At 49.6% G+C, this 14,474-nt stretch carries 11 protein-coding genes and 1 tRNA gene; 9 read left to right on the top strand and 3 right to left on the bottom strand.

Annotated features, from left to right (window positions below):
• The first annotated feature begins 174 nt into the window (after nt 1-174).
• A complete protein-coding gene (locus tag IQ217_RS12645; RefSeq protein ID WP_194020211.1) occupies nt 175-1,944 on the top strand; it encodes a R3H domain-containing nucleic acid-binding protein in 1,770 nt (589 codons plus the stop codon).
• On the opposite strand, the gene IQ217_RS12650 is transcribed toward IQ217_RS12645, so the two are convergent.
• Together IQ217_RS12650 and btpA are read right to left on the bottom strand one after the other, a co-directional pair.
• Nucleotides 1,924-2,955, bottom strand: a complete 1,032-nt coding sequence (locus tag IQ217_RS12650; RefSeq protein WP_194020212.1) for a thiamine phosphate synthase — start codon at nt 2,953-2,955, stop codon at nt 1,924-1,926. The genes IQ217_RS12645 and IQ217_RS12650 overlap by 21 nt on opposite strands.
• Before the next feature lie 116 nt (nt 2,956-3,071).
• Entirely contained in the window at nt 3,072-3,935 is an 864-nt protein-coding gene (gene btpA, locus IQ217_RS12655; protein WP_194020213.1) for a photosystem I biogenesis protein BtpA, read from the bottom strand.
• 181 nt (nt 3,936-4,116) lie between these two features.
• Here btpA and IQ217_RS12660 point away from each other — a divergent pair.
• The 8 genes from IQ217_RS12660 to IQ217_RS12695 all read left to right on the top strand — a co-directional run bounded on the left by IQ217_RS12660 (nt 4,117) and on the right by IQ217_RS12695 (nt 12,189).
• A tRNA-Arg gene (locus IQ217_RS12660) sits at nt 4,117-4,190 on the top strand.
• Between the two features lie 50 nt (nt 4,191-4,240).
• On the top strand, nt 4,241-4,762 hold the full coding sequence (locus IQ217_RS12665) for a hypothetical protein (RefSeq protein ID WP_194020214.1): 522 nt from the start codon (nt 4,241-4,243) through the stop codon (nt 4,760-4,762).
• An 83-nt stretch (nt 4,763-4,845) separates the two neighbouring features.
• On the top strand, nt 4,846-5,733 hold the full coding sequence (locus tag IQ217_RS12670) for a hypothetical protein (RefSeq protein WP_190597080.1): 888 nt from the start codon (nt 4,846-4,848) through the stop codon (nt 5,731-5,733).
• A gap of 33 nt (nt 5,734-5,766) precedes the next feature.
• Entirely contained in the window at nt 5,767-6,909 is a 1,143-nt protein-coding gene (locus tag IQ217_RS12675; RefSeq protein ID WP_194020215.1) for an FAD-dependent oxidoreductase, read from the top strand.
• Between the two features lie 129 nt (nt 6,910-7,038).
• The gene (locus tag IQ217_RS12680) at nt 7,039-7,959 is read left to right on the top strand and encodes an RluA family pseudouridine synthase (protein WP_194020216.1); all 921 of its coding nucleotides are present in this window, start codon (nt 7,039-7,041) and stop codon (nt 7,957-7,959) included.
• A gap of 544 nt (nt 7,960-8,503) precedes the next feature.
• Nucleotides 8,504-9,394 (top strand): putative bifunctional diguanylate cyclase/phosphodiesterase, encoded by an 891-nt coding sequence (locus IQ217_RS12685; protein WP_194020217.1) that lies wholly within the window; start codon nt 8,504-8,506, stop codon nt 9,392-9,394.
• 70 nt (nt 9,395-9,464) lie between these two features.
• A complete protein-coding gene (locus IQ217_RS12690) occupies nt 9,465-10,652 on the top strand; it encodes a response regulator (protein ID WP_194020218.1) in 1,188 nt (395 codons plus the stop codon).
• 304 nt (nt 10,653-10,956) lie between these two features.
• Nucleotides 10,957-12,189: a cation:proton antiporter domain-containing protein gene (locus tag IQ217_RS12695; RefSeq protein ID WP_194020219.1), complete on the top strand. Its 1,233-nt coding sequence runs from the start codon at nt 10,957-10,959 to the stop codon at nt 12,187-12,189.
• A gap of 99 nt (nt 12,190-12,288) precedes the next feature.
• On the opposite strand, the gene IQ217_RS12700 is transcribed toward IQ217_RS12695, so the two are convergent.
• The gene (locus IQ217_RS12700) at nt 12,289-14,370 is read right to left on the bottom strand and encodes a PD-(D/E)XK nuclease family protein (protein WP_228024080.1); all 2,082 of its coding nucleotides are present in this window, start codon (nt 14,368-14,370) and stop codon (nt 12,289-12,291) included.
• Between the last annotated feature and the right edge of the window lie 104 nt (nt 14,371-14,474).

A 14,474-nucleotide genomic window follows, 5' to 3' on the forward strand; every position in this document is an offset into this window, starting at 1 on the left:
TAGTCCCCTTGGTTTGGGGCGATTCCCGGTCAAGACTTTCTCTGACTGCGGTGGGAACCATTGCCCTTCAACGTTACTAGTCGATTTTGGCAGAAATCATCCCAGTTTTGGAGATTACTTTGTTATCTTCGTAGGTAATTAGAAAATTTTATAAACTCAGCCCTTACCATCATAATGTCGGAATTTAGCCTGGCCCATCAGGATTACCCCGTTGACGACCTCGAACAGCTATTAACCATTCTGCCCCGTTCTATTCAAGCCATCATCGCTGATCACCCCCAGCGGCAACAGTTAGTGGAAGTGGTCATGGACCTAGGGCGATTACCGGAGGCCCGCTTCCCCGGCACCGCTGTCTATTTGGGGGATAGTCCGATCGCCAGGGAAGATTTGCAATATGCCATCGACCGAGTGGGGCTGTTCAGTAGTGATAACCGAGCGGGTATTGAAAGAACCTTGCACCGCATCAGCGCCATTCGTAACCGCACCAACGAAATTATCGGCTTGACCTGTCGGGTAGGCCGGGCGGTCTTTGGCACCATTAACCTCATCCAAGACCTGGTGGAAACTGGCGAATCGCTACTGCTGCTGGGGCGACCTGGGGTAGGCAAAACCACTGCTCTGCGGGAAATTGCCCGGGTGCTGGCAGATGATTTGCATAAACGGGTGGTGATCATCGACACCTCCAACGAAATTGCCGGGGACGGGGACATTCCCCATCCGGCGATCGGTAGGGCCCGGAGAATGCAGGTGGCCAGGCCGGAATTGCAACATCAGGTGATGATTGAAGCAGTGGAAAACCATATGCCGGAAGTGATTGTCATTGACGAAATTGGCACCGAATTGGAAGCTTTGGCCGCCCGCACCATTGCCGAACGGGGAGTGCAGTTGGTCGGTACAGCCCACGGTAATCGTTTGGAGAATTTAATCAAAAATCCTACCCTCTCAGACCTAGTGGGGGGCATTCAAGCGGTGACATTGGGGGATGACGAAGCCCGGCGACGGGGTTCCCAAAAAACCGTGTTGGAAAGGAAAGCTCCCCCCACCTTTGCCATGGCAGTGGAAATGTTGGAGCGGCAAAAATGGACTATCCATAGTGATGTGGCTTTGACCATCGATAATCTGTTGCGGGGCCGCCCTCCGGTGGAACAGTTACGGTATATGAATGAGCAAGGGGAGCTACAAATCGAAACGGTGGAAGCCCAATCCCAGGAAAAAACGCCCCAACCACCCCCCTATTTTTCTTTGGGGTTAGTGGACGATCGCCAGTTGCGGCCAAGACCCACAGGTTTACGTTCCACTGGGCGGATGAAACCCCAAGCCCCTCTCCATGCCAACGCCGACCAAGTGCGGGATTTTGAGCGGTTGCTGGAACAATCTTGGCAACAGTGGGAAGGGGATGATGAACCCAAAGTCAGGGTACCAGGGCCCAACGGTGAAGATTTGCCGGTTTATGTTTACCCCTACGGCGTCGGGCGATCGCAGTTAGACCAGGTGATTGAAATTTTGCAATTACCAGTGGCTGTTACCAAAGATGTCCACCAGGCCGATGCAGTGTTGGCCCTCCGCTCCCACGTCAAAGGCAACCAGAAATTACGACAGATGGCCAAGGGCATCCAAGTGCCCGTCTATGGGGTTAAATCCAACACCATTCCCCAAATTAGCCGGGCTCTGAAACGGATTTTGGGCATGGACGAACCCCACAAAGCTGAGGCGGCCGATCTGCGTTTATTTACCCGCAGTGGCAGTAACGATGAGTTAGAAGCCCTGGAGGAAGCCCGTTTAGCTGTGGAGCAGATTGTTATTCCCACAGGGCAACCGGTGGAACTGTTACCCCGATCGCCCCATGTACGGAAGATGCAACACGAACTGGTGGAACATTACCGTTTGCAGTCGGATAGCTTTGGGGATGAACCGAACCGTCGCCTAAGAATTTATCCTGCCTAACTGAGTTAACAATTGGGCTGTGGCCTGACTGGGATCTGGGGCTTCCATAATGGCCCGGACGATCGCCACCTGGTTGGCACCGGCTTCCATAACTTCCCCTAAGTTCCCTGAATCAATGCCGCCAATGGCAAACCAGGGCAGCGGGGAGTTGGCGGCCGCATACTGTACATAATCCAAACCAGCGGGTTTTTTCCCAGCTTTGGTGGGGGTGGCATACACGGGGCCCACACCAATGTAATCTGCCCCTTCGGCGATCGCCTTGGCCATTTCCTCTGGGTTAGTGGTGGAACGGCCAATGATTTTATCGGGCCCCAGTAGTTGACGAGCCACCGCAATGGGTAGATCCTGCTGTCCTAAATGTACTCCATCAGCATTGACTGCTAAGGCCAAGTCCACACGGTCATTGACCAAAAATAAAGCCCCGTACTGGGTGCATAATTGCCGCAAATCCTTCGCCCGTTGCCACCTTAACTGGTCTTCCGTGTCCTTATCTCGATACTGGACTAGCTTCAATCCCCATTGGAGGGCCGCTTCCACTGTAGCTAGTAAATTTTCCTGGGGAGAAGTGACTAAGTAAAGGGAACATTGTCTTAATTTTTGCACTAGTTTAGCCCCCAACAACCCGCTTTCCAGGGCATAAACCCGGTAGCGTAACTGTTTGCAACAGGCTCCCATGGCCGGATCTCGTAGTTTGCCGTACTCCTCCAGCACCCTTAACGCTTCTTGCACCCGACATAGATTGGCCTGCAACAGCGCCCGCACATCAGTCCGTTGGCTTTCCTGGGGATGGGTCAACTGGGTGCCCACATCATTAGGGGTGTCCCTCGCCGCTCGCAGATCGTCTTGATGCCAGGGAGCCAGGGCTTGCCGCAGTTGTTTACATTCCTCTGCCCAATGCTGATGGTTCAGACCAAAACGACACCATTCCTCCACTGTCCGCAACCCTTCCCGGGCCCGGTTCAAATTGGCATCCAAAATTCTGGCGATCGCCATGGGGGAAGATTGTTGCATCTGTTTAGCTCAGATAGGAAAAAACGGGTTTTTCGCCAGATTTAGTCCCCAAGTTGATGCTAGGGAAACTCATTTGGCTAAATCCAGCAAAATTTTGCAATTAAACGACAAAATCCTCAACAAACCACTGATTTTGTCCCCGCGGGAGCATCCACCCCTGTCGACTTAGTGGGCTTGGCCTTTAACCCCTCGGCCATGGCTTCAATGAAAGCGGAGACCCGGATGGGGTCAATGGCTTCGTTAATATTGCCGTGGCGTTTGAGGGAACTGGCCACAATTACCCCATTGGCCGCTTGGATCAACTGGCCAATATTGTCCTCATCTGCTCCACTGCCAATGAACACTGGAGTGCCTTTGGCGGCGTTGGTGGCCAGTTCCAAATCTTCTAGATTGGGGGGACTGCCCGTGGCCCAGCCAGAAAGGATAATGCCATCGGCCAAACCTCGCTCAATGGTATCCGTTACAGCGGTGGTCAAATTGGGCGTCCCCAAGGGTCGGGCGTGTTTCACTAGCACATCAGCCAGGATGGCCACGTCACTGCCCAATTCCCGCCGATAGCGCAACAGTTCGTGGGCATTGCCTTCAATCAAGCCCTGATCCGTGGCCATGACCCCCGTGAGCACATTAACCCGGATAAATTTTGCCCCCACACAACTGGCGATCGCCAAAGCACTATGGGCATCGTTACGCAGAACATTGATCCCCACCGGGGCCACCACCAAATTTTGCAGGCGATCGACAATTAAGGTCATGGCGCTGACCACTGCCGGATCTACCCTTTGTTTGGGAAAAGGGGCATCGAAAAAGTTTTCCACAATAATGCCATCCACCCCCCCAGCGGCAAGGGCCGTGGCTTCTTGTTCCGCCCGTTCAATGACGGCGGTGAGATTGCCCCCCCAACGGGCCGAAGTTGGCAATGGTAGGAGGTGTACAACGCCAATAACAGGATTATGGGTCTGAAAAGTTTGAAATAAATCCACTGCACTCGATCCTAAACGCCCCTGGGTACCGGTCGGGCCCTCGTTGTCCAAGACAGGCGGGTTGTAAATTAAACAAAGCTAAGCCAATTAAGAATTGTACCCTACCAGGGAAATTGACCGGGGGCCGGTTTCACCGCTCAGGGTATGATTTAGGGGATATGGCAGAATAAGTTGTTGACCTGAGGTTGTAGCTCAGACGGATAGAGCAAGCGCCTCCTAAGCGCTGGGCCGCCGGTTCGACTCCGGCCAACCTCGCTTCCTATCTACCATTTTTCCCTTTGCTGTCAACACTCACCCCCCTAACCATGAGAAAAAGACTCACCCGCTTCCTTTCCCTCACCCTGGTGCTGGGCCTACTCTGGTTTGGCACCGCCGCCTGCGCTAGTCAACCCCCTTCCCAGTTTGACCAGGCCCAACAGGAAAGCACCCAACGGGGCGCTGAGGCAGTCACCAAGGAATCCTCCAAAGGGGGAGAGTTCAATGTCTTTTTCCCCCAAGCTGAGGGGGAGTATGAACGGGTCTTTGCCCAGGAAAAGCAGGGCTTTGCGGAAATTAAACTCAAACAAAATGGTCAAGATGTGGCGGTAATGTCCATCAATGACGTCAAAAATAATCCCACCGCAGCGGATAAATTTAAGGCCAGCACCCAAGCGATTGATGGTTTTCCCGTAGTGCAACAGGGTACCACTGGCACGGCTTTGTTAGTGGGCGATCGTTATCAGGTCAAGGTTTTATCCCGTTCGCCGTCTTTCACTCCCCAGGACCGGGAAGCTTGGCTGGCTAAGTTTGATCTCAAGGGGCTAGAAAATTTGAGCGCCAGGAATTAACAGGAAATTAGAAAAAAAGTTAAAACCGTTTAGTTACCAAAGTTCCCAACCCATAGTCCACCGATCAAACAGGAGTTTTTTGCGTGAGTAAGCCAATTTTTAAGTTAGTGGATGACCTACCTACGGGCGGGTTGACGGTGATGTTGCTCAATTCCCTGGATTTTGTTGTGCCGGGGCAATGGGAAAATTTGGTTGGTTTTGAAAATACAATCAAAAAAGTGACTGGGGAAACTGATCCTGCTTTGGTGAAACAAATTGGCGATCGGGCAGTGTGGTTGTTTAACGATAAGTCCCAGGGTTATCAAAATGCCCTCTGGCTCTACCAAACCGTGGACTCCACCGACAGTGCTCTGGGAGCGGCGGCCCTGGCCAATAAGGTGGGAGAAAGTATTAATTTCCTCGGTTTTTTAAATAAAATTACCCCCAATCCCCAAAAGGCCCAGGCCATTGACCTGTCCATTAAATTGGTGGCGGAATTGGTGGCTTTCTGCCAAATTAACGGCATTCCCGGCAATAGCATTGGGGATTTTGTCCGTTCCCTGACGGATTACAGCGGTGAGTCCTTGATGCGCATGGCCGCGCTGATCAGTTTTGACGGCATCATTCCCTTTGGTCCCAGTTTTGTCCTGACCACCATGGATTTTTTGGAAAAGTTGACCCCCAAGGAGTTGGAAGAAAACAAGACTTTTAACAAAATTAAGCCCCTCATTCCCGGCAATAGCACCAGCAGTCAACTGGATTTTATCGGTGAAAGTTTTGGTTCTGTGCAGGGTTGGATGACCGGTTTTGTCGGCGATCGCCAGCTTACTAGGGAGAAAGTGTTGGGCAAATTGCGGAATTTCATGGAGGTGACGGAGGATAAAATGGATTACCTGGCCGCCTTTATTGATATGTCCACCAATTACTACGAGCATACGGGCATCCAAACCCTAGCCCACCGTTTAATTGAAAGGGCTGTGGCGGAAATTTAATGCGCCTAATGCTGATCTAGTTGATCAACAAAAATGGCCAAGAAACTACTGCTGGTGGGGGGAGGCCATAGCCATGCTTTGGTGCTCAAACATTGGCGTCGTCATCCCCTGGCCGCTGTGGACCTAACGTTAATCAGCGATGTTAGCCAAACTCCCTATTCCGGTATGTTACCGGGGCATGTGGCGGGCTTTTATTCCCATGCCGAAAGTCATATTGATTTACCCAGGCTCTGTGCTTCAGCGGGGGTTAACTTTGGGGAAGATAAGGCGATCGCCATTGACCCAGAGCGCAATTTACTAACCACCCAGAAGCGGGGACAGTGGAGGTTTGATTACCTTTCCCTTGACATTGGCAGCACCCCCTTTATTGACGATATTGTCGGGGCAGAATATGGCATTCCCGCTAAGCCGGTGCCCCAATTTTTAGCCGCTTGGCAAGCTCTGTTGCAAAACATTGACCAGCATCGACCGGAAAAATTCACCTTGGCGATCGCCGGGGGAGGGGCCGGGGGCGTGGAGTTGGCTTTTAATGTGCAAGCTCGTTTAGCGAAGTTTTTCCCCGCCATAGAGTTAGATGTGCAAATTTGGCAACGGGGCGCAACCCTGTTATCGCGCCATAGTGCCCAGGGCAGAAAACTGATTGAGAAATTGTTGGCGAAGCGAAATATTACCGTGTTACTAAATCGTCCTGTCACCACCATTGAGCGCGAGTTTTCCCCCGATGACAATCAATTAACCTGTTACAAACTTGAGAGTAATGACCATTGGCGATCGGTTAACGCTGTGTTTCTGGTAACCCAAGCTAGTCCGGCCCCTTGGTTAGCCCAATCCGGCTTAAGTCTAGATAGCCGGGGCTTTATCTCGGTCAAACCAACCCTACAGAGCTATTCCCATCCCCATATTTTTGCGGCGGGGGATGTGGCAACCATGGTAGACGAGCCTCGACCCAAGGCGGGGGTATTTGCTGTGCGCCAAGGAAAGCCATTGTTCGACAATCTGTGCAGATTTGGCCTAGGCAAAGACCTAAAACCATTTATCCCCCAGTCCCAATACCTGAGTTTGCTGGGCACCGGAGATGGCAAGGCGATCGCCCTTTGGGGGCCTTGGGCTAGTTACTGCCAGTGTTGGTGGAGGCTTAAGGACTACATTGACCGTCAATTTATGGAACAGTTTTGACCCAAAATGGGCAGTTAGTAGAATTAAAGTTACCCAGTCATATGTCAATGATCAATAAAATATCAATAGACTTTATTCAATGCTAATGGGTGACACTATGCTTAAGGGGGAAAATTGAGGAGCAATTGATTGGGAAATAAGCTTAATCAAGGTTGGCTTTACACTGACCGGATCAACGTCAAAGGGGCAGGTCAAACAGTGTTGGATTTCTACAGTCAACGCTATGGCCACTCCGATCGCCAAACTTGGCAAGAACGCATTGAACGGGGACAAATTCAGCTCAATGGTCAGCCCATCAATCCCCATCACCCTCTGCAATCAGGACAAATTCTCACCTATTGGCGATCGCCCTGGGCTGAGCCGGATGTGCCCCTAAGCTTATCGGTGTTGTACCAGGATGAAGACATCTGGGCCATTGATAAGCCAGCGGGATTACCGGTGTTACCGGGGGGAGATTTTGTTTACCACACCGTCTTAGAACAATTAAAAATTCAGTTTTCCCAGGAGTCGTTGTTTCCCCTGCATCGTTTGGGCACCGGCACTTCAGGGCTTTTATTGCTTGGTCGTTCTGCCCTGGGGCGGCGGGAACTCAGTCGTCAATTTCGGGAACGTCGTTGCCGCAAAATTTACCGCACCCTCATCGGTCCCTGTACTTTGCCGGAACAATTTGAATGTCACCAGGCGATCGGCAAGAGTCCCTACCCCCAACTGGGATACATCTACGCTGCCACCCCCAATGGGAAACAATCCCACAGCTACGGCAAAATCCTGGCTCGATCTGCGGACAAAACTTGGCTCGAGGTGGAAATTACCACTGGCCGACCCCACCAAATTCGCATTCATCTGGCCAGCTTGGGCTACCCTTTGCTTGGCGATCGCCTTTACGGCCCCGGCGGTGTCCCTTTCAACCATCAAACCAACGCCCGGCCAAGTGACAGTGGCTATATTCTCCACAGCTACCAACTGGGTTTTCTCCATCCCCGTACCCAAGAAACCATCACTCTAACGGCTCCACTCCCCCCCGACTTAAGGCTCAAAGGTGACAGTTGATACCGACCATCGCGAACCGCAGTGAATAGAATAAACTCAATTCAACTTTCTAAAACCATTACCCAAACAAACACAACGGCTCAACCCCACTCCAGCTTTGACATTAATGACCCTCTGTTCGTATTTTGCGGTCGAAGTCAACCTTTAAATGCAAATAACGCAATCTTAAAGTAACTTTTGTGCATGTTACCCCCCTTTCAAAGGGCAAAGGTGCTGAATGTTACGGACTATCGATCGCCAGGCTAGCTACCATCTGCTCCAGTTAATTTAGATTTATCCACAAAGCTTGGATTCTGTCTGGCCTGGCAAGAGGATTAAATCGATTGGCTGATTGTTTCTATCCTGAGACTCTGTTACAATTCTTAACGCTGGCTTAACAATCCCTTAAGAATCTTAGTGTAAAGTCTTAAGAAAATCTTAAGATTTCCCTTCCTGAATCCCATGTATTGATTCTGTCCTGTGCCTAGACCTAGACCTCCAAAGAGAGTCCGCCGGTCGCCAAGTTCCTCCCCTGGAGCCATCCCTATTGAATCCTGGAAAATCTATGTTTATATTTCCACGCTTTCCCCTGTCCTTGGCTGAGAATAGTTTTTCTCAGGCTGAGATTGCCACCCCAGCCTCCACTGATCGCAAGCAATATATTAAGCAGGCCCTAGCTAAGGCGGTAACAGAGCGTGGATTTAGGCTAGATTTTCAACCCCAATGGGATGGGCAGGGAATTAATCTGGTGGGGGTAGAAGCCCTAGTGCGTTGGCAAGATCCTAGGTTGGGTAATGTTTCCCCGACAGAATTCATTCCCATAGCGGAGGAAGCGGGACTGGTAACGGCCATTGGCGAGTGGGTCCTAGGCGCCGCTTGTCGTCAATATAAAATGTGGCAAGCCCAGGGGGTGCCTCCCTTTTTGTTGGGGGTGAATTTATCCTTGCAGCAGTTGCAGAAAGCTGATTTTGCCGAGACGGTCCAGCGGATTCTGGAGGAAACTGACATGCCCCCAGCCCAACTACAGTTGGAGGTGACCGAGGGATTAATTTTTAAAGATTTACAGCACACCATTGGGGTTCTCCGGGACCTACAACGATTGGGGGTATATTTGGCGATCGATGATTTTGGCACTGGTTACTCTTCCCTATCAGTGCTGAAGGAACTGCCCGTCCACACGTTAAAAATTGACAAATCTTTTTTAGCGGATCTGGAGACGCACCAAAAGGCGGAAGTTATCCTCGAAAGCATTATCAACCTTGGTCAACGTTTGCAATTGATTGTGGTGGCAGAAGGTGTGGAAACAGAAAGCCAACTCCATTTACTTCAATCTTTGCAGTGTGATGTGCTCCAGGGTTTTTTCTTCAGTTGCCCCCTGAACGAAGACAAGATGACCCATTATCTCCACCATTGTTGTTCCACCAAAACTTCGAGCAAGGCGATCGCCGCCCATTAGGTTTTTAAAATTTCGGGCATCAGCTCCGTTATTTGTCTTTAGCTAAATCAATAACTAAATTAAAAATTTTATGACCGCTTTGACCCTGCCCTTTTCCGAGGATCGTGCCATGGCTAATCAATTGCAACTTCCTAGGCTCCAAAAATCTCAAGATAATGAGATTAAACGGGCGATTCCTCGGGAGCTATTGGAGCAGTTAATGGCCGAGCAGTTCACCGGTCAACTGGTTATCCGCAATCCCTTCGATGAATTTGTTGATTGGCAAATTTACCTGGGTAACGGCAAAATTCACTTCGCTAACAGCGCGGTGGGTAATGGGAAGCGCCTGAATTATATGTTGGGCAAGTTGTTCCAGCAGGGTCATCTGCAACTGCCCGCCCAGTTGGATAGTGACTATAACTATATCTGTGAGCTATGGAAAAAAAAGTATTTTTCCTTTCAGCAAACTCGGTCAGTGTTAACCCAGTTTACCCAAGAGGCTCTAGTCCAGGCCCTTTCCCTACCTAAAACTGAATATCGCCTAGATCCTAACAACAAATTAAGACATCTTTTCTTGAATCTGAATTTGGAGCAGGCGGTGGGGCCCATTGAGAAGAAAGTAAATTACTGGTGGGAATTACGTTCAGAAATTAATTCTCCCTTTCAACGGCCTTTGGTGCAGGATGTCCGGAAGTTGCAGGGGACTTTAGCAAAGGCTAATTTCGAGACCACAGAAGAGTTCTGGAAAGCTTTTCAACAGAGTTTGGAGAATTTGAATTGTCTTTATGACATTGCCAGTGCCACCAAATTGAGCACTCTCCAATTGGCGATCGCCATGCGGAATTTAATCAAAGCCGGGGATATTACTATGCTCCCCTACCAGGAAATTGCCATTGATAACCGTCCTTTGGTGGTTAGTGTGGACGAAAACCAAACCCATCAGCACGTTGTCGAATATACCTTAGAAAAAGGTGGCTATCGAGTTAACACCATTACTGACCCATTTAAGGCTTTGGCTTCCCTCCAAGGTCAAAGTCCTGATTTAATTTTGATTAATGCTGACATGGAAAAAATGGATGGCTACCAGTTAGCTTCTCTATGTCGTAAATCGCCCCAGCTTAAACAGGTGCCCATTATGTTAATGGTGGAGAATGACAATTTAGTCCATAGCATCAAGGCCAAAATGTCTGGGGTGAATGATAATCTGCAAAAGCCTTTTTTACCTCAGGATTTATTACTAAAAGTCAAAACCAATTTGCGGGAAGTGACCTCCGCCTAGGGTTGGGCATGATCATAAAATCACTAAGTTGTTTTTGATCTTTTGACCTGGCCAGAAGTCCCGTTTTTCTATCACTAGAATCCCAGTTTACACAAAATTAAAGGGACTACCTATAACCTGTTGTAACTGATGTCAAAGGGAGTTACTGCTTGCTCTTTACTGAACAGACTTGATCTGATAAACCTGGGGCAGTAGTTAGTAGTTCATCGTCTACCTTGGTATCTGGTATATTGTGCTTTTCGCAGGATATTGTTTTTCCCAATCAAACTTTGGGAAATCAAGGCCTGGATGGGTCACAACAACCATGGACACCAATACTCTACTGCTAATTCTTGCCAATATCGTTGTGATTATTGGCTTGGCTCGCCTGATTGGTCTGCTGTTTGCCCGCTTTCAACAGCCCCCTGTGATCGGGGAAATTATTGCGGGGATTATGTTGGGGCCTTCTCTCCTCGGTCTGTTGTCCCCTACCCTAGAAAAAAGTTTTTTCCCCGCCACTACCCAGCCATTTCTATATTTGCTCTCGGAAATTGGCTTAATTTTTTATATGTTCTTAGTGGGTTTAGAGCTTAATCCCCAACATCTGCGGCAAAAATTAAAAGTTGCCATTGTCACTTCTAATGTCAGTATTTTCTTTCCATTTGTGCTGGGGGTAGTGCTGTCTTTTTTTGTCCTCTACTCCCTCAATCAACCCAATAAAACCAGCTTTATTCCCTTCGCCCTCTTCATTGGAGCCGCCATGTCGATTACGGCATTTCCGGTGCTGGCGCGTATTTTAAAAGACACCGGTCTGGATAAAACCCCCCTCGGGACCCTGGGTTTAACCTGTGCTTCGGTGGATGATATCAGTGCTTGGTGTTTATTGGCGATCGCCATTGCGGTGACCCGTACGGACAATATTTTCGGTGCCTTACCCACCCTATTGGGCATCGCTGTTTATACCGTTTTTATGGTGACCCTGGGACAAAAATTATTTAAATATATTCTTCGTAATTATGGCCAAACTAATTACCTCAACAAAGGATTATTAACTTTTATTTATATTATGGTTGTTCTCTCAGCTATGATCACGCAGTGGATTGGCATTGATATGATTTTTGGTGGCTTTATTCTGGGGGCAATCTTACCTAAAAATACAAACCTAAACGCAGAATTAACCACTAAAACTGAAGATTTTGTTTCCACATTTCTTTTACCTATTTTCTTCGCCTATAGTGGATTAAGTACAGATCTTGGTTTGCTAAATAAACCCTATCTCTGGGCAGTGTGCGCCTTAGTGGTGGCGGCGGCGATCGCCGGTAAATATTGGGGGGTTTATGTGACTACCAGGGTAATGGGAGTGGAAAAACAAGAGGCTAAGGCCTTGGGCTGGCTAATGAATACAAGGGGTTTGACGGAATTGATTATTCTCAACGTGGGTCTAACACTAGGTGTAATTTCTCCGGTGATTTTTACCATGTTTGTGATCATGGCAATTATTACCACCATTATTACCTCTCCTTTGGTAGTCAGAATTTATCCTGCACCAGCCCGCTAAAAGCTTTTATTGCCTTTGCTTTAATCCAGCTTAAGTATTGATGATTCTTCCACAAGCAATGGTTTAAGTTTTGAAACTGTTCTGTTGCCATGGCTATTGCTAAATGGATAAATTTTCCGCCCGTTGAATAATATTTAAGAGCCTACCCACCTGTTCTGTGCCCCGCACGCTAATTTCACTGTGACAGAGTACTAGTTTTTCCGTCACCCTGGCTAATAAATCCCGCACGATGCGCTCAAAGCGTTCCTGGTCCCACTGTAATTGTTCTGGTTCCGTCCAGGGCTTTGGTTCTCGATGGCGTAGTAACAGTGGCGATCCAAATAGCTGGGATGCTCCCCCCATTTCCCAGAGGCGATCGCCAGCATCAAGCCAAAAGTGCCAGCGGTGTTGGCTACGGAGGGAACGATATTGGTAAATGGTGGCCAGGGTAATGGCCGGCGGTGGGGGTAACCAATCGGGAATATCCGGTCGGGGTTGGGCTGTGACGGTGCCTTGACTAAGCAGTTGCAAAAATAGGGCCAGCTTTTCCCGTATCTGGGGCAGGCTTTCCCCGTTGGGGTAGGAATTACCCTGGAGTTTGCTTTGTACGCGCCAAAAGTGCTGAAGAGTTTCCATCAATTCCCGCAAAGAAGTCAATTCCCCATAGGTAAGTTGGTGTTCTGGAGGTAATTGTTCACGAATCGCCCGATCCAGCATGGTGACTGGTGATAAAATCTCCTGGGCCAAGGCCTGTTTTTGCTGGCTTAACCAATCCCGTAAAGCGCCATAGGCTTGGCTAGCTTGGTAGCCGAAACGGTCCCAGCGGGGATATTGCTCTATGGGCATCAAAGCCGGGGCTTGGGGATTAATGGCGTAGCAGGTATCCGCCAATAGCCCTGCCCGCACAGGATCGATCGCCAGAGTGGTGTGACTTCGAGAGCGTCGTTCACTCAGCATTACCAACATTTCCGCCACCTGTTCTCGGCGGGCCCATTCCCCCAGGTCATACACCAAGGCCAACAGGGTTAATAAACTGCGAATTAAGGGGGCACTACTAAGGGGGCGTTGCTCATTGAGGGCAATGGTGTCAATGCCAGCTTTGTTAAAAATTTCCAAAAAACTGTAGCGGGCAATTTCGTCCAGACCGGGGGCGATGATGGCAATGTCCTGGGGCCTAATTTCCCCTTGGTGCACTGCCGCAATAATCTGATCTGCAGTTTGTCGGAGCAGTTGGGCCCGGGAAAAGGTTTGCAGAGTCTGTACTTGAGGCGGCAATCTATCCGGCGATCGGGGGTCTTTGAGCAGAGTCAACACCTGGGCCGATAATTGGGGCACAATGCCTGTTGGTCTTTCTAACCGTTCCACCTTAGCCCCCTGGGCCAGCACCGCCAAAGCATCGGGATCGGCATTTAACCCCAAACGCACCTGACCGTCTGGATTAAAGCTAAAGACAGCCCAGGAACAATGGGACTGGAACTGACTAAATAAATCCACGGCGATCGCCGGATAGTCGTCCACGTCATCGGCAAAAATTGCGTCGTAGCGTTGTCGTAAATATTGCTGATATTGAGTTTTTTTCAGTAAATATTGCCCATAACAGTGAAAAATCAGCCCGTAGGTCAAAAATCCTTTTTCCAAACACCATTGCCGCCAATGTTGCCAAAAGGCGATCGCCTCTTCTGGGGTAATTTCCCCTGGGGTTACCCTGATTTCCCCTGCTGTTAATCGTTCTAGCACCTGGCGATCTTGCCAACCCGCCGCCCCCGCCAACTGACCCAAATCCAACAAATTACGGACTAACCTAGACCTCTGGGCCGCATTTAAGGAGCTATCCCGCCCTGGATATTGACTCTGCCATTGCTCCACCGCCAACCATTGTTCCGTTTCCGGTCGCAACTGGGTAGGGAAAAGTTGCTGGGTAATCCCTTCCCCTAGCAATAGTGGCCAAAATAAATGCACATCCTCCCTCATCAGTCCCAGGGGGGTTTTGCCCATTACCGGTGCGTCGCCGCCGATTTCCCGCTCCAAACTACGGCTTAAGCGCCGTCGGGTTTGGCCATTGGCCGCCAATACCAAAGCCAATGTCGGTTGATCCAGACCCCGGTGAAATTCTAAACTTCGCCACCACTGGCCATATAACTGGGTTAATCGATGGGTTTTGCCGCTGAGCGATCGCCCTTCTAGCCAGATTATTTCTGCCAAATCTTTTACCCCTGATAGTTCCCGTTGGTTCTGCTAAGATTCCCTGTATTGCTCAATCCCAAAACCTTACGGGTCAAACCCTAGGCCACCGTAGTTTGGGCAGC

Origin of the sequence: Synechocystis salina LEGE 00031 (genome assembly GCF_015207985.1) — a bacterium.
Taxonomy (GTDB): Bacteria; Cyanobacteriota; Cyanobacteriia; order Cyanobacteriales; family Microcystaceae; genus Synechocystis; species Synechocystis salina.